The sequence below is a fragment of the Aequorivita lipolytica genome, assembly GCF_007997135.1.
Lineage (GTDB): Bacteria > Bacteroidota > Bacteroidia > Flavobacteriales > Flavobacteriaceae > Aequorivita > Aequorivita lipolytica.
Genome location: NZ_VORU01000002.1, coordinates 142,244 through 159,088, shown reverse-complemented (window position 1 = coordinate 159,088; position 16,845 = coordinate 142,244). Strand labels below are relative to the sequence as shown.

At 38.4% G+C, this 16,845-nt stretch carries 16 protein-coding genes; 12 read left to right on the top strand and 4 right to left on the bottom strand.

Annotation, left to right across the window (positions count from 1 at the left end):
• The first annotated feature begins 123 nt into the window (after positions 1-123).
• The 7 genes from ESV24_RS03200 to ESV24_RS03170 all read left to right on the top strand — a co-directional run bounded on the left by ESV24_RS03200 (position 124) and on the right by ESV24_RS03170 (position 9,483).
• Positions 124-378: a hypothetical protein gene (locus ESV24_RS03200; protein ID WP_111815230.1), complete on the top strand. Its 255-nt coding sequence runs from the start codon at positions 124-126 to the stop codon at positions 376-378.
• Positions 379-388: 10 nt separating this feature from the next.
• Positions 389-688: a type II toxin-antitoxin system RelE/ParE family toxin gene (locus tag ESV24_RS03195; RefSeq protein ID WP_111815229.1), complete on the top strand. Its 300-nt coding sequence runs from the start codon at positions 389-391 to the stop codon at positions 686-688.
• 25 nt (positions 689-713) lie between these two features.
• Positions 714-3,092 (top strand): penicillin-binding protein 1C, encoded by a 2,379-nt coding sequence (gene pbpC / locus ESV24_RS03190; RefSeq protein WP_170227857.1) that lies wholly within the window; start codon positions 714-716, stop codon positions 3,090-3,092.
• A gap of 92 nt (positions 3,093-3,184) precedes the next feature.
• Positions 3,185-3,673, top strand: coding sequence for a GbsR/MarR family transcriptional regulator (locus tag ESV24_RS03185; protein WP_111815228.1), 489 nt, complete (start codon positions 3,185-3,187; stop codon positions 3,671-3,673).
• An 11-nt stretch (positions 3,674-3,684) separates the two neighbouring features.
• Positions 3,685-4,821, top strand: coding sequence for an efflux RND transporter periplasmic adaptor subunit (locus ESV24_RS03180; RefSeq protein WP_111815227.1), 1,137 nt, complete (start codon positions 3,685-3,687; stop codon positions 4,819-4,821).
• A gap of 20 nt (positions 4,822-4,841) precedes the next feature.
• Positions 4,842-8,063, top strand: coding sequence for an efflux RND transporter permease subunit (locus tag ESV24_RS03175; protein WP_170227856.1), 3,222 nt, complete (start codon positions 4,842-4,844; stop codon positions 8,061-8,063).
• Between the two features lie 22 nt (positions 8,064-8,085).
• Positions 8,086-9,483, top strand: coding sequence for an efflux transporter outer membrane subunit (locus tag ESV24_RS03170; protein ID WP_111815501.1), 1,398 nt, complete (start codon positions 8,086-8,088; stop codon positions 9,481-9,483).
• A 135-nt stretch (positions 9,484-9,618) separates the two neighbouring features.
• On the opposite strand, the gene ESV24_RS03165 is transcribed toward ESV24_RS03170, so the two are convergent.
• Both ESV24_RS03165 and ESV24_RS03160 read right to left on the bottom strand, forming a co-directional pair.
• Positions 9,619-10,089, bottom strand: a complete 471-nt coding sequence (locus tag ESV24_RS03165) for a CYTH domain-containing protein (RefSeq protein WP_111815226.1) — start codon at positions 10,087-10,089, stop codon at positions 9,619-9,621.
• On the bottom strand, positions 10,070-10,732 hold the full coding sequence (locus ESV24_RS03160) for an NAD(P)H-binding protein (RefSeq protein ID WP_111815500.1): 663 nt from the start codon (positions 10,730-10,732) through the stop codon (positions 10,070-10,072). The genes ESV24_RS03165 and ESV24_RS03160 overlap by 20 nt, the downstream gene beginning before the upstream one ends.
• A 135-nt stretch (positions 10,733-10,867) precedes the next feature.
• Here ESV24_RS03160 and ESV24_RS03155 point away from each other — a divergent pair, with 135 nt between their 5' ends.
• The 3 genes from ESV24_RS03155 to ESV24_RS03145 all read left to right on the top strand — a co-directional run bounded on the left by ESV24_RS03155 (position 10,868) and on the right by ESV24_RS03145 (position 13,493).
• On the top strand, positions 10,868-11,446 hold the full coding sequence (locus ESV24_RS03155) for a transposase (protein WP_146743133.1): 579 nt from the start codon (positions 10,868-10,870) through the stop codon (positions 11,444-11,446).
• A 47-nt stretch (positions 11,447-11,493) separates the two neighbouring features.
• Positions 11,494-12,597 carry a DNA polymerase IV gene (gene dinB, locus ESV24_RS03150; RefSeq protein WP_111815224.1) on the top strand — a complete coding sequence of 368 codons (1,104 nt, stop codon included), beginning with the start codon at positions 11,494-11,496 and terminating at the stop codon, positions 12,595-12,597.
• Between the two features lie 134 nt (positions 12,598-12,731).
• Positions 12,732-13,493: an SH3 domain-containing protein gene (locus tag ESV24_RS03145; RefSeq protein WP_111815223.1), complete on the top strand. Its 762-nt coding sequence runs from the start codon at positions 12,732-12,734 to the stop codon at positions 13,491-13,493.
• A gap of 32 nt (positions 13,494-13,525) precedes the next feature.
• Here ESV24_RS03145 and ESV24_RS15650 read toward each other — a convergent pair whose 3' ends face one another.
• Positions 13,526-13,660 carry a helix-turn-helix domain-containing protein gene (locus ESV24_RS15650; protein WP_394364091.1) on the bottom strand — a complete coding sequence of 45 codons (135 nt, stop codon included), beginning with the start codon at positions 13,658-13,660 and terminating at the stop codon, positions 13,526-13,528.
• The gene (locus ESV24_RS03135; protein WP_111815222.1) at positions 13,657-13,896 is read right to left on the bottom strand and encodes a helix-turn-helix domain-containing protein; all 240 of its coding nucleotides are present in this window, start codon (positions 13,894-13,896) and stop codon (positions 13,657-13,659) included. The genes ESV24_RS15650 and ESV24_RS03135 overlap by 4 nt, the downstream gene beginning before the upstream one ends.
• A 141-nt stretch (positions 13,897-14,037) precedes the next feature.
• Here ESV24_RS03135 and ESV24_RS03130 point away from each other — a divergent pair, with 141 nt between their 5' ends.
• Positions 14,038-15,390 (top strand): hypothetical protein, encoded by a 1,353-nt coding sequence (locus ESV24_RS03130; RefSeq protein WP_111815221.1) that lies wholly within the window; start codon positions 14,038-14,040, stop codon positions 15,388-15,390.
• 56 nt (positions 15,391-15,446) lie between these two features.
• On the top strand, positions 15,447-16,817 hold the full coding sequence (locus tag ESV24_RS03125) for a T9SS type A sorting domain-containing protein (protein WP_111815220.1): 1,371 nt from the start codon (positions 15,447-15,449) through the stop codon (positions 16,815-16,817).
• Positions 16,818-16,845: the final 28 nt, after the last annotated feature.

The window sequence follows — 16,845 nt, the reverse complement described above, 5'->3', positions numbered from 1 at the left end:
TGTTGTAATATTTAAGTTACTTCCCTTTTTTCAGGGGAGGTGGCTTTCTAAAACAGCCAAAAGCAGTTTTAGAAAGACGGAAGGGGTAAAATCCCTATATTTACTTTAATAAATCGATTTGAAATGAACATAGCTGAGAGAAAAATAAAATTGGTAGAAAAAATTCTTCATTTAGTAAACGATGAAAACGTTGCACGTTTTGAAGAAATGCTTGAAAATGAATCTTTGAAAGATTCAACTGTTGTTACGCATAGCATTAATGGACGAGAGATTTCGCTTAAGGAGTATCGTGAAAAAAATGAACGTGCCGAAGCTAGTTATGCTGAAGGAAAATATAAAACTTCTGAGCAATTAAAAGAGAAATTTAAATCTAAGTAAAAAAAGTGCGATGGATGAGAAGGTAAAAAACATTCATTGGTCTTTAGAAGCTGATTGCGATTTAGATGAAATTTTCGACTTCTATCTGGAACACTCCCCAGACAAAGCATTCAAAAATATATTAAGTCTAATTTCTGAAACCGAAGAAATTATTTTCACCAAACAATGGCAAGTGGACGAATTTGACCCATCTTGCAGAAGAGTAATCGTGAAAAGAAAATTTCGTGTAATTTATAAAATAATTTATGATATAATTTTGATTACCGCCGTTTATCCAACAAAGAAAAATCCTGAAAATTTCAGAAAATAATCCCTGCAGGTTTGGTAATGGCGAGATGAATAAAATTGTTCCTATCCTAAAAAAAAACAAAATAAAACTAAGCATCCTGCTGATTTTATTTTTGTTTTGGCTCTTCTGCCTCCCCTCGCCACTATTCAATGTTCCAACCGCGACAGTTGCCGAAAGCAACAGCGGTCAAATGCTCGGCGCACGAATTGCGGACGATGGCCAATGGCGATTTCCACAAATGGATTCCGTGCCAGCGCGGTTTGAAAAATGTATTCTTTATTTTGAAGACGAGTATTTTTATTGGCATCCGGGCTTTAATCCGGTTTCCATTTCAAAAGCATTTTGGAACAATATCACCACCAATTCCCGCCGCGGCGGAAGCACGATCACACAACAAGTAATTCGCCTTTCCCGACAAAATAAAGGTCGTACGTATTTTGAAAAACTGATTGAAATTTTTCAAGCTACAAGATTGGAAGCGGGTTTCAGAAAGAAATCGATTCTTAATTTATACGCTTCGTATGCACCTTTTGGTGGAAATGTAGTTGGTCTGGAAACTGCTTCGTGGCGTTATTTCGGAATTCCTGCAAGTGAATTGAGTTGGGGACAATCGGCGGCGTTGGCTGTTCTTCCGAATGCTCCCTCTTTAATTTTTCCTGGAAAAAATGAAGCAATTCTGAAACAAAAAAAAGATGCATTACTGCTGAAACTTTTTCAAAATGAAGTGATTGATGAAACCACCTATCAATTAGCTTTGGATGAAATTCTGCCCGGAAAACCATTGCCGTTACCCGAATTTGCGCCTCACTTGACAGAAAAAATTCGAAAGGAACATCATGGAAAACGGATTGAAACCACGATTGATTTTTCGATTCAGCAAAAGGTAAACAATATCGTAAAAGAACAACATTATAAGTTGGCACAAAACCAAATCCACAATCTTGCCGTTTTGATTTTGGACGTGAATACGCGTGAAGTTTTGGCTTATGTAGGCAATTCGCCCACAACACGCGAACACAATAATTTTGTAGATGTCATCGAAAAACCACGGAGCACAGGCAGTATTTTAAAACCTTTTCTTTTTACGTCGATGCTGGACGCTGGTGAAATTCTTCCGAATACTTTGGTGGCCGATATTCCAACTTCAGTGAATGGTTATACTCCCGAAAATTTTGATAAACAATTCAACGGTGCAGTTCCGGCAAGTGTTGCCCTTTCACGTTCGCTGAATATTCCTGCGGTGCGGATGTTACGCGATTTTGGATTTCAAAGATTCTATAATATTTTGGAGAAAACGAATCAAAAAGCAATTGACAAACCTGCAGATTATTATGGGCTTTCCTTGATTCTCGGCGGTGCGGAAAGCAGTCTTTGGGATATAACGAAAGCGTATGCCGGAATGGCTTCAACCTTAAATTTCTTCAACAATTCTTCCAGCGAATACAGGAAGAATGAATTTGTGGAACCTGTTTATATGAAAAATCACGATGAAATTTCCTTCGGAAAAACCCAGCAAAAACCTTCCGTTTGGAATGCAGGTGCAATTTATGAGGCATTCGAAGCGATGGAAAAAGTAAACCGACCGAGCGGGGAAGAAAACTGGGAATTTTTCACAAGCAGTCAACCGCTGGCATGGAAAACAGGAACCAGTTATGGCTTTAAAGATGCGTGGGCGGTGGGTGTAACGCCTAAATACGCAATCGGGATTTGGGTTGGAAATGCCGATGGAGAAGGCCGCCCAGGCTTGACAGGAATTCAGGCTGCGGCGCCGGTCCTGTTTGATGTTTTAAATGTTTTGCCAATCCCGATAGCTATCGGGAGGTGGTTCAAAATTCCTTATGATGAGTTGGTGGAAGCTGAAATCTGTACCAAAAGCGGCCATCTCGCCGGACTTTTTTGCGACGAAACAAAAACAGAATGGATCCCAAAAAATGGAACAAGGACCGAAGCTTGCCCATATCACCAAACTGTATTTTTGAATGCTTCTGAAAACTATCGCGTTAATTCTTCGTGTTATCCGCTTTCGGAAATGAAACAGAAAAACTGGTTCGCACTGCCGCCGGTGATGGAGTATTATTACGCTTCACTTCATCCCGAATATCAAGTTTTGCCCCCTTTTGCTCCAGACTGTTTACAAGAAGGCGAAAAATTAATGGCTTTTATTTATCCGAAAAGAAACGAGGCCGTTCTGCTTCCAAAGAATTTTGATGAAAATGTAAACGAGGTTATATTTAAACTCGCGCACCGTTCACCGGAAACTACAGTTTTTTGGTATTTGGATTCGGAATATATTGGAAAGACGGAAACCTTTCATGAGTTGGCTGTTTCGCCTAAACCGGGGAAATATATTTTGACTGCAACGGATCAGAACGGTAACGAACTTAGGGAGTCGATTGAGATTAAATCTACTTCCGAAAATCCGTAATATTTATTTAACTAAAGTTTAATACCTCATTAGTTCGGTATTTTCCGAACCAAACGTACATTTGCGGTCTGATAATTAATTCCGCAAATATTTTGATTAAAAGAAAAAAATTAATAGAGAAACTGGGTGTACACATTGAGGGCAAAGAACAGATTGCTCCTTTGGCAGCACGAATTCTTGCAACCTTAATATTAACAGGAAAACAAGGAATAACTTTTGACGCTTTGATCCGTGAACTGGCAGCGAGCAAAAGTACAATTTCTACGCACCTTACTACTTTACAGGCCGCCAATAGAATTACTTATTATACAAAATCTGGCGATCGGAAAAAATATTTCATCATAATTCCAGATGTGATGATTCAATCAATGACTGAAATGCTCAAAAACTGGAAATGTGAGCGGGATCTACATTTTGAAATAATTGAATACAAGCAAGATATAAATAAAACCCTTCCAAATGATTCCGATGAAATTTTCGATTTGGAATTTCATACAGATTATTTGCAATTTCTCGATCAAGCCAGTGCCTCTATTGAGAAACTTAAAAAGAAACTTACCGAAAAACATAAAAACGATTAATTGAATCAACAATGAAAAAGAAAAATTTAATTCATTCTCTCCCCATAGCTTTAGGAATTCTTCTATTCTTTTCATCCTGTGGCGACGATAAAAGTGCACAGCAGGCTCAGGCCGCACAGCAAGCACAAACTTTGCCGGTGGTTACAATTCCCACAAAAACTTTAACCGCTTATACTACCTATCCTGCCAGCATTGAGGGTATCATCAATAGCGAAGTGCGTGCAAAAATTTCAGGATATATTACGGACGTTTTAGTGGATGAAGGCCAAAAAGTTAGTAAAGGCCAAACGCTATTTAGATTAGAAACGCAAACCTTAAATCAAGACGCAGCCGCTGCACGTGCAAATGTGAATGCTGCCCAAGTTGAGGTGGATAAACTGAAACCTTTGGTAGAAAAAAATATCATCAGCAATGTGCAACTTGAAACGGCAAAGGCAAAACTGCAGCAGGCCAAAAGTGGTTACAATAGTATTGCCGCAAATATTGACTATGGAAATATTAAAAGCCCTGTAGATGGCTACGTGGGTTCTATTAATCTTCGGAAAGGCGCATTAGTGAGTCCTACCTCACAAATTCCTATGACTACGGTTGTCGACATCAGTAAAGTATATGCCTATTTTTCTATGAACGAGAAGGAATATCTCGATTTCATGCAGAATGCAGAAGGAAAAGATGTTGAGGAAAAAATAGAAAAGCTTCCCAAAGTAAGATTGCTTTTGGTTAACGGAAGTCTTTATGAAGAAGAAGGAACTATTGAAACAATAAATTCACAGGTTAATGCGCAGACGGGTTCTATTTCCTTCCGCGCTATTTTTGAAAATTCCTCACGATTGTTGACAAGTGGGAACAGCGGTAAAATTCAAATCCCTAAAGTTTATGCAGATGCCGTGGTCGTTCCACAGCAGGCTAGTTATGAGCAACAAGGAAGCATCTATGTTTATAAAGTTGAACAAGACAGCACAGCAGTCTCAACAAAAATCGAAATTTCAGTGGAAGTAGATAACTTATACGTGGTAGAATCCGGTTTACAAAAAGGCGATAGAATTGTAGCTAAAGGCGCTAATAAGCTACGGGGAAACTCTAAGATAAACCCGCAAGAAATGCCTTTTGACAGCATAGCCAAGCCTATCGAAAAAGTCTTTAGATAACCGTTTAAGAAAATATAATCATGCTAAAAACATTTATAGACAGACCCGTACTTTCTACGGTTATCTCGATTATTATAGTAATACTTGGGGTTTTAGGACTATCGAATCTCCCAATCACGCAATATCCAGATATAGCACCGCCCACAATTCAAGTAAGTGCATCCTATCCGGGTGCAAATGCTGAAACCATTCTTGAAAGTGTAATAATACCATTGGAAGAGCAAATAAATGGAGTGGAAGGAATGACCTATTTAACTTCTACGGCTACTAATAACGGAACGGCTTCTATAAGCGTATTTTTTGATCAGGATGTAGATCCTGATATTGCTGCGGTAAACGTTCAAAATCGTGTTGCGCGTGCAAATTCACTATTGCCGCAGGCGGTAATTCAAACCGGGGTTACAACTTCAAAACAACAAACCAGTGCGTTGATGTTTCTTTCATTTTATAGTACCAATAAGGATTATGACGACACTTATCTTCAGAATTATTTAAAAATAAACGTTATTCCCGAACTGCAAAGGGTAAATGGTGTTGGAGATGTAACTGTTTTTGGAGGAAAGGATTATTCCATGCGCATTTGGCTTGACCCACAAAAGCTTGCAGCATATAGTTTGATGCCTTCAGACGTTGTGGCCGCTTTAAAAGAACAGAGTTTAGAAGCTGCCGCTGGAGCTTTGGGTGAGAATAACGGAGAAGCTTTTTCATACACAATAAAATATGCAGGACGTTACAAAACCGAACAACAGTATAGTGATATCGTAATAAAAGCATTGGGTAATGGTGAATTTTTAAGTTTAAGCGATATTGCCAAAATTGAATTGGGTGCACAATCATACGCTGGCGGCTCCGTAACCAATGGGTTTCCCGCAGTGAATATGGGAATTTTTCAAACAAAAGGTTCCAACGCACGGGAAATTATTGATGCGGTAAAAGTTAAATTGGAAAAAGTTAAAGCTGATCTTCCAGAAGGAATTACTTATTACATTCCGTATGACACGAATAACTTTTTGAATGCTTCCATTGAAAAGGTTATAACCACTTTAGTTGAAGCATTCCTTTTGGTATTCTTGGTAGTGTTCATCTTTTTGCAGGATTTCCGTTCTACACTAATTCCTGCTATTGCGGTTCCTGTATCGATTATTGGAACGTTTTTCTTTCTGAATTTATTCGGATACTCCATAAATTTATTGACTCTTTTCGCATTGGTACTTGCTATCGGTATTGTTGTGGATGATGCAATTGTAGTCGTCGAGGCGGTACATTCAAAAATTGATGAGGGCGAAAAAAGCGCAAAGAAAGCCTCGGTCAATGCCATGCACGAAATCTCTGGAGCCATTGTGTCCATTACGCTGGTGATGGCTGCCGTGTTTATTCCAGTAACTTTTATAGAAGGTCCCACCGGGGTTTTTTACGAACAGTTTGGGGTCACGCTTATTGTTGCTATTATCATTTCGGCAGTAAACGCCTTGACCCTAACACCGGCTTTATGTGCACTATTTCTTAAAGGACACGACGAAAAACAAAATAGTAAAAAGCCAGGTTTTATTCAGAAATTCTTTAACGGTTTCAACCGTGGCTTTAAGGCTACGATAAATAAATACGGAAAGTCCGTTCATTATTTATACCGTCACAAATGGATAACGGTTGCCATTTTGCTTTTGGCAGTTGCAGGTATTATGTGGTCTTCTTCGGTAACCAAAACAGGATTTGTACCGGATGAGGACCGAGGAATTATTTTTATGAATATGGAACTTCCCGCAGGATCTTCCATAGACAGAACGCACGAAGTAAACCAATTACTTTATTCCAAAATCAAGGATTTACCAGGTGTTCAAGGAGCATCGGTAATTGATGGCCGAAGTTTGATAAGTGGCGCAGGAAGCAATTACGGTCTTGGATTTATAAGGCTTGATGATTGGGGTGATAGAGAAGCCGATTCTCTTTCTGTAGAATCGATTACTGGAAGTTTATTCGGAATCGCCGCACAGATTCCCGAAGCTCAAATTATATTTTTTTCCCCACCAAGTATTCCAGGTTTTGGAAACTCGGCGGGAGCAGAGTTGAATTTGTTGGATCGTTCCGGCGGAAGTTTTACCGATTTGGATAAAGTAAATCAAGAGTTTATAGCAAAACTTAGTCAACGTCCCGAAATTCAATATGCGCAATCGTCCTTCAATACGCGCTATCCACAATATGAAATGACGCTAAATGTACCTTTGGCAAAAGAATTTGGGGTTTCAGTACAAACTATCTTTACCACATTGCAGGGATATATAGGAAGTATTTTCGCTGCAGATTTTTCCCGTTTCGGAAAACAATACCGCGTTTACGTCCAAGCCTTACCAGAAGATAGGGCAAGCGAGAGCGATTTAAACAGCATTTACGTGCGCACCGAAAGTGGAGAAATGACGCCGATAACGCAATTCGTAACGCTGAAAAGAGTTTACGGACCGCAATCGGTAACGCGTTTCAATCTTTTTAATTCAACCAAACTTACCGCGGCAACGGCTCCGGGCTATAGTTCTGGAGATGTAATTGCAGCCGTGGAAGAAGTAAAACAAAGTCTGCCCAGTAATTTTGACGTGGCCTATTCAGGTTTAACATTGGAAGAAAAAAATGCCGGAAACCAAACCACGACAATTTTTATTCTGTCGTTGGTATTTGTTTATTTCCTACTCGCCGCCCAATATGAAAGTTATTTACTGCCCTTATCGGTAATATTATCATTGCCAGTTGGGGTTTTTGGAGCGTACATTACAACGCAGCTCACAGGATTGCAAAACAATATTTATTTTCAAATTGCGCTCATAATGCTTATAGGTCTGCTCGCAAAAAACGCAATTCTTATTGTTGAATTTGCTGTACAGCGAAGAAAACACGGAGAATCTATTGTGGATGCCGCTATTGATGGAGCAGAAGCCCGATTGCGACCCATTTTGATGACCTCTTTCGCCTTCATTTTAGGATTAACGCCCTTAGTGCTTTCCAGTGGCGTAGGGGCAGCAGGTAACCGTTCCATAGGTACGGGAGCCGTTGGCGGATTGCTGATTGGTACAATTTTCGGGGTTTTCGTGATTCCTATTTTGTTCATCTTTTTCCAATGGCTGCAAGAAAAGATAACAGGCCCACCAACTGATGATGAAACAGAAGATTTAAAGGAATTACCAGCGCACCAAGCTGTTGCCGTTCCTAATAATTCAAATGATGCAATTAGTGGGGATTCTAAAGCCAACAACTAAAAAAATCAAATTTTTTAAACAGATGAAAAAATATAGTATATATAAAATATTGATTTTGGCAAGTCTGCCGTTTTTGTTGGTTTCCTGCTTTGCAGCTAAAAATTACGAACAGCCGGAAGTAGTAAATGAAGCCAATTACAGAACCGATAATCTTCCCCAAGATACATTGACGATGGCAACCGTATCATGGAAAGAATTATTTACAGATGCTGCGCTTCAAAGTTATATTGAAGAAGGATTGAAAAACAATATAGATATCCGTGTGGCCATTCAGCAAATCAGGATTGCCGAAGCCTATGTAAAACAAGGTAAGGCGGGTTATCTTCCCAGTCTAAATGGAAATGCAAAAGTTACCCATCAAGAATTTTCACAGGGTAGTCAATTTGGGGCACAATTTTCTCAACTTACACAATACGAACTTAGCGCAGGACTTTCTTGGGAAGCAGATATCTGGGGAAAAATAAGAAGTAATGAACGCGCTTTTCAAGCTTCCTATCTTCAAAGTGTGGCGGCCCATCAAGCTGTAAAAAGTAGGTTGATCGCTAATATTGCTTCTACTTATTATCGACTTCTTGCTTTGGATGAACAGATTCGTGTTACTGAAGAAACCATCGAAACACGTTCAAAAGGATTGGAAACCACCCAAGCTTTAAAAGAAGCAGGAAACGTTACCGAAGTTGGCGTAAAACAAACCGAAGCACAATTATACACAGCCCAAGTAATTTTAATCGATTTAAAAAACCAAGCCCATTTGCTGGAAAATACGCTGTCCATTTTATTGGGAAATGCACCACAGGCAATTACTCGCGGTAATTTGGAAAATCAAAACATAACGACACCACTAAACACTGGCGTTCCGGCTCAATTGCTTAGAAACCGTCCAGACGTAATGGCAGCTGAATACAGCTTAATGAACGCCTTCGAACTTACAAATGCGGCACGCGCCAGCTTTTATCCTTCATTAACACTTTCGGCAACAGGTGGATTTCAGAATATCGAAATCGATAAGCTCTTTAATGCGAATTCCCTTTTTGCAACATTAATTGGAGGTTTAACGCAGCCTATTTTCAATAAAAGGCAGATAAGAACACAATATGAAGTTTCGCAAGCACAACAGGAACAGGCTTATCTAGATTTTAGGTTTGCCGTAATAAATGCCAGCAAAGAAGTTTCAGATGCACTTTACAGTTACGAAGCCGCTTCAGAAAAAATTGAGGTGCGCCAAAAGGAATTCGAAGCCTATAGTTTGGCAACAGATTATTCTAAACAGCTTTTGGATAATGGCCTAGCCAATTATCTTGAAGTGCTAAATGCTCAGGAAAATGCCTTAAATTCTAGTTTGAATCTTATAAATGCAAAGAACAGCCAACTTCAATCCATCGTAGATCTTTATGAAGCTTTGGGTGGCGGTTGGAGATAATAAATTTTTTTTATTGGATAATTAGTTGATTGGTTGACTGCCCCGGTATTTATTGCTAGGGCAGTTTTTTTTGAAGTTAATAAAAAAGCCACCTAAAAAACCGCAATCACTGCCAACTGCATACTGCTACTTTTTTCAACTCCAGTTTTTAAAAGGGTTTTTACTCAAATTTGAATTGTAATATTTAACGTCTCCCGTAACTTCCTTTCCCAGCCATTCGGGTTTTGAAAAGGGTTCGGTTTCTGAATTAAGTTCTATTTCAGCTATAATTAACCCTTCGTTTTCACCCATAAAATCATCAACTTCAAAAGTGTGGTTATCAATATAAATTTCATAACGCGTTTTTTCAATAATGCCAGGTTCACAAAGGTGAAGTAATTCCTCAGCTTCTAATTGGGAGATTTGTTTTTCCCACTCAAAACGCGAAAGACCGGATTTGTTGGATTTCCCTTTAATGGTTAAAAAACCATCATTTCCCTGAATACGCACGCGCACGGTTCGCTCGGGATGGGTGTTCAAAAAACCTTGAACAATACGTGTGCGCTTGTGGGCTTCATTTTTAAACGCCTCACTTGTGACCAAAAATTTACGTTCTATTTCCTGCATTTTGTGCTATTTGTTTAATTTCCTCAGAAGTAATTTGATGTTTTGAAAATCTTTCTTTCGCCAGAATTAACATTGCTTCCGCTATAGTTTCGGCCTTTATCATTTTGTATTTCTTAGGAATTAAAAACCCGAAAGTCTTCATAAAAAAGGTCGCAACTTTTTCGCCAAAACGATTTTCATCACGGTCGCCTACAATAAGCGAAGGTTGTAGAATATAAGTGTTTTCAATATTCTCCGCTAAAACATCGCGTTGCATTTCGCCTTTGGTTTTGTTGTAAAAAAAGCTGCTGTTTACATCTGCGCCCATTGCTGAAATTACTATAAAATTTTCAATATTGTTCTGCTTCGCAAGTTTTGCGGCGGTAACGGGAATACCGTAATCTATCTTTTTATAGGTTTCTTTGTCGGGGGTTTTTGATTTTGTGGTGCCAATACAGCAGAAAACCACATCGGCCGTAAACGCCTCTATATATTTTTCCAATTGAAACATGTCAATCAAATGCTCTTCGATTTTAGAAGAATATTGCTCTGTAGCACTTCGGGAAAAGAATTTTATTTTTTCAAAAGAAGCATCCTCTATAAGTTTTTGAAGTAAAATACGGCCTGTTAATCCGGTTGCGCCTAATATTATTGCTGTTTTCAACTTTGACAAAGTTTAAGATAGTTAATAAAAAATCTGAATTGATTTTAAAGTTAACTGATATTAATTAAAATTACAGAAACTTTGTCAAAGTTAAGCGTTCAATTATTTATCTTAATAGTTCTAAAAAATAATATTTTGGAAACGGACAGACACTTTCATATTTACAATCGTGCCAACGGAAAGGAACATATTTTCACTTCATCAGAAAATTATGAATTCTTTCTTCGAAAATATAAGAAATATCTTTTTCCAGTTGTCGAAACCTTTTGCTATTGTTTAATGCCAAATCATTTCCACTTTTTAGTTAAAGTAAAATCCCACAAGGAACTTTTGAAAATTGAAAACTATAAAAATTCTAAAAAGCAAAATTTATATGTAAGCAAGCAATTTTCAAATTTATTTAGTTCTTATACACAAGCTTTTAATAAACAGGAATCAAGAAAAGGAAATCTTTTTATGAGACCATTTAAACGAAAAGAAGTTTTGGATGAAATTTATTTTAGAAAATTAATGCATTACATTCATACAAACCCTGTAGAAGCTGGGCTTTGTAACTTTCCAAATCAATGGCAACATTCATCATATAATTCCCTAATTTCAAAGAAGCCTACTTTATTAATGAGGAAAGAGGTTTTGAATTATTTTGATAGTGTTGAAAATTTCGTTTTTGTACATTCTCAAACACCAAGAATATCAGGTATAGAAGAATTCTAAACCTTAACTTTGACAAAGTTTAAAACTTTGTCAAAGCCAGAGACAAGATGCAAGACTCGTTCCCAATCCGCAAAATAATCCACGTAGATATGGACGCTTTTTACGCGTCCGTGGAGCAGCTGGACAACCCCGAATTGCGCGGGAAACCTTTGGCGGTTGGTGGAAGTTCTGCGCGCGGGGTAGTTGCGGCAGCGAGTTATGAGGCAAGAAAATTCGGGGTTCGCAGCGCGATGAGCGGTGCAATGGCTAGAAAACTTTGCCCCGAATTAATTTTTGTGCGCACTAATTTTGACCGTTATAAAGAAGTTTCAACACAAATTCGGAAAATATTTTTTGAATATACAGATTTGGTTGAGCCGCTTTCGCTGGATGAAGCTTATCTGGACGTTACCGAAAATAAAAAAGGCAATCCCAGTGCAACAATGATCGCTGCGGAAATTCGAAAAAAGATAAAGGAAAAGACTGGTTTGAATGCTTCCGCGGGAATTTCGATGAATAAATTTGTTGCAAAAATTGCCAGTGATATTAACAAACCCAACGGACAAAAAACAATTGGTCCGGAGGAAGTAGTCCCATTTTTGGAAACGCTGGATGTAAAGAAATTTTATGGCGTTGGGAAAGTCACAAAGGAGAAAATGTACCGTTTGGGAATTTTTACAGGAAAGGATTTAAAAGGAAAAACCTTTGACTTTTTAGAAGAAAACTTCGGGAAGAGTGGTGGATTTTATTACAAGGTGGTTCGCGGAATTCACAACAGCAAAGTGAAACCTTCGCGAACACAGAAATCATTGGCGGCGGAACATACGTTTTCAGAAAATATTTCTTCTGAAATTTTTATGATGGAACGTCTCGAAGAAATTGCAGCTGAAGTTGAAAAGCGTTTGCAGAAGAGTAAACTAGCTGGAAAAACTGTTACTTTGAAAATAAAATACCGCGATTTCACACTGCAAACCCGCAGTAAAACACTTCCGCTTTTTATCGCTTCAAAAGAATTGATTTTGGATGTGGTTAAAGAATTGTTATTTCAGGAAAAGATGAAGGAATCGGTACGGTTGTTGGGAATTTCAATTTCAAACCTAAACAACGAAACTCCAAAGAAAAAGCAGGCTCCGAAAGAATCAATAGACGTACAATTGAAATTTGAATTTTAGTCCCATCCCCGGCCCTTCCCAAAGGGAAGGGAGTTTAAAGCCCCTCCTTTGGAGGGGTTGGGGAGGACACCGAATCATAAATTTTAATTATGTAAAAAAGCTACTTATCTTTAGCTAATTTAAAACTCCAGATTATGAAGACCGTAGCTTTTTCTATCCTTACCCTTGTAGGTTTTACATTTCTTTTTTCCTGTAAAAACGACGCCAAAAATAACGAAGGAAATCAAACAGTTGTGACTGATTCCATTCCCACAGAAACCGCTCCCGATGCTATGTACGTTACCGCGGTAAGTGGTTTGACCTTGCGCGAATTTCCAAATCTTCAAAGTGCAAAGTTGGCCGTAATGCCACTGGGAACAAAAGTAAAACTTGTGAATTCCGAAGGAAAAACAACGATGAACGTGGGCGGAATTGATGGCGCGATGGATGAGATTGAATACAACAATAAAAAGGGATTTGCATTTAATGGTTTTATGTCGAAATTTTCCCCTCCCGGGGAAGATGCTTCCGCAAAAAACTATTCTGAGGAATTAAAAAAGGATTTCCCAAAGATGAATTATTCCGAAGCAACCGGAGGCACGGCAAGTAAACCCACCAAAACCGAAACTTTGATTTTGCCAACGGATAAATGGCACGAAGCGTTTTTTACAGCGCAGCAACTTTTCAATATTCCAAAGGAATTTGCTTTTCCAAACCCGAAAGGTTCCAATAGCGAAACCCAGCAAAACGGCAATAAAAAGAAAACCGATCTTGTAAGCGAGTTACAGATTTTACGAAATGAAAATGAGCTTCAAAAAATAGTTTACAATTATAAGACCACCGGTTTTGGTTATAATGTTACTATTACCAAAGAAGCGAATGGGATGAAGCTTGAGAAGGTGGAGGTGGCGGATTAGAATGAATAAAATTTTGCCAAGTATAAGTTAGTTTATAGATTAAAATCCAATAAATCCTTAGATGTAATATCTAAGGATTTAGCAATTTCCACTACATTCGTTAGCGAGATATTTACTTTTCCATTTTCAATTCTATTGATAAATTCCCGCGAGAGCGTTAATTTTATTTTTTGGGAAGATATTTAAAACCCTCAAAAAATTCTTCTGGGGTAATACTGAAGTAATCGCACAGTTTTATCAAGGTAGTGAAAGAGATGTCCCGTTTGCCTTGCTCAATCCTCCCCACATGTACATTAGTCTCGTGAAAACACTGGAGCTGGGTCAAGTCTTTTTGTACTCGAAGCTCCTTTGTTCTTTCTGCAAGCCAGCGTAATAAATCGGTATTATTTTCTTTTGCATCCAATGACACGAAGGTCAGTGGTCGAAAAAATCCATACAATTACCGTTCGGTAATTATTTTTGCATATATTTAAGATATTATTAACCCAAATCTTTTTAATTATGAAAAACCTACTTCTTTTTTGTACATATAAATGTACTTTTCATGAACGCACAACAGAATAATGCAGAGTGTGCAACACCCGAACCAACAAGCACAGATCCTTCCGGGGTTTATAGCTATTCCACAGATGAAAATTTTTTTGATGACTGTGAAATTGTAGTATTTAATATTAAGTTCTGGGGGATTAATCATCCTAATGGTATTGATTATTTTCCCAATAGGGCGAACGATGTTTTGCAGGGAGTGGCAAATTTGAACATTCTCTATAACAAGTTTGGTATATATTTTAAATACCGTGGCTATGAAGCAATTGACAGCCCGGCATTGCCAGGTGATCCCGATGGGTATTTTGTACTTCAAAATGCAGGACAATATGGCGCTATGCTCAATTGGGCCGCTGCCAATGGTTATAAGGATGAAAATGCCTTTAATGTTTATGCTTTTGGCTGGGCCAACGGTTTTGGAGGAATTGCGAGTTACAAATCGCTTATTTGCGGTGTTAGTTCTGCGAGCTTGTTAACTCCAATTTTAACACACGAGATTGGCCACAATTTAGACCTTATCCATACCAACTCAGCAGCCGAAAATGCGACTCGTGATCCGAACAATACTTGTTTCAATGCAATCACTGCTGGAGATAGAGTGGTAGATACAGCTGCCAATATTGGTTTTAACCCTACAAATACTGATTCTAATTGTGAATATTCGGGTGCTGAAATAGACAATTGCAATACCCCATATAATATACTCCACGAAGATATAATAAATACCATGGGCAAAAGGGTGAATATTCCCTGTGGTGGGAACCACTATTTTTCAACAGGACAGGGAATACGGATGCGGCAAGCAATTGATGTAGGATATTATAACGCTGCCTTGACTGATGTTGCCTCGTTGTACGAACCTTATGCGGGCGAATATTTTTATAGCAGTACGCAGGGAAGCCCTGCCAATTATGTACCTTTGTTCCAGCCGGGATTCGACTATAAGTTTGTGGAATGCAGTTGCGATTGCCCCCTGCCTTCAGATTATAACGACACCTCTTTTTATTATAACACCAATGCGGTTTTAACCATTAGCAAATATGAGACAGATTTCAGTATCATAACCCACCCCAACCATACTGCCATCTTTATAGATTTGATCTCGCCCTGTATTGCCAATGGTCAATTAACACGAAGATGTTATGACAACTACAATAACAAGCCAGCATGGGGAAGCGTGACTAGATTTAATGATGGTGTTTTAAATTCCAATATTACCATTACACCAAAGGATTCCTTAGGCATAAACCACCCAACTTTAATTAATGAGTTAAACCCCGGTCTTTATAAAGTAGAAAAGAATTATCTTGACGGAGCTACAGATCAGGATATTATTTTTAAGGAAAATTAAAGTTTAATTTTAGAAAGGCTCTAAAAAATAGAGCCTTTCTTTTTATCTATTAAAAGATGAGATATATATTGATTTTTATACCATTATTATTTTTTAATGGATATTCACAGTTTGGTCCGCAACAAATAATTTCTACAGAGGCAGAGCTTCCGGTTCAAGTTTTTACGGCAGATATAGACGGGGATGGAAAATTAGATATTTTATCTGCCGCAAGATTTAAAAATAATATTGCTTGGTATCGAAATATGGACGGTAATGGCACTTTTAGCTCTTTGAACCTAATAGGACTTCTTAGTGAAACAAAAGCAATATACGCGGCGGATCTGGATAATGATGGCGATATTGACGTATTGGGAGTATCTTCTTCCTTAGACCGCGTGGTATGGTACGAAAATTTAGATGGTCTTGGGAATTTCGGTCCAGAAATAGGAATCGCTGGAAATGCCGATGGCGGTTTTTCGGTCATAGCGATCGATTTGGATGGTGATGGCGATAATGATGTTGTTTCGGCATCTGATGGTTCGGGCTTGGCTTGGCACGAAAACCTTGATGGCAGCGGAGATTTTAGCTTTAGAATAATTATAGATGACAACCTGGTCAATTCACGCTCCGTAGTGGCTGCCGATATGGACGGCGATGGAGATCTTGATGTGGTGGGCAACGGGAATGCCCCAGATGTTGCAAAAATATTCTGGTATGAAAACTTAGATGGTTTGGGCAACTTTGGCTCGCGACGTGTTATTCGCGATTTTGCCTCATATTCAAATGGAATCTTTGTCGCTGATGCCGATGGAGATAATGATATGGATGTTTTTTCAGCATCTCCAGGAGACAATGAAGTGGCTTGGTATGAAAACATAGATGGGCTTGGTAATTTCGGGCCAAAAATTGTAATTACAAATACATTAGACAGTGCTTGGACTGTTTATGTGGCAGATCTTGACAATGATGGCGATAATGATGTTTTATCTACCCTTGCCGAAACTTTTGGAGGAGAAGTGGTACGGTTTGAAAATTTAGACGGGCAAGGCACTTATGGAACGAAAAACGTAATAACAACAGAAGTTCAATTTCCCCGCCATGTGTATGCTGCTGATATTGACAACGATGGTGACATTGACGTAATTTCTGCATCCCAAAATGATGATAAAATAGCTTGGTATGAAAACATGACAATTATTGGGATTGATGAGAACCAATTAGATACTGTAAAAATCTACCCCAATCCTACAAATGGTTTGGTCTTTATAGATTCAAAAACTGAAAACATTGTAGGTGCTAGCGTTTTTGATATTTTGGGTAAAAAGGTTCTTCAACAAAACGGGAATATTCAGGAAGTGGATATTACAAACCTTCAAAGCGGCATTTATTTTTTAACAATAACAACCGATAGCGGAGAACTCGTAAAAAAAGTTATAAAAGAATAAAATCCTTATTCTGAAATTAATATTGACA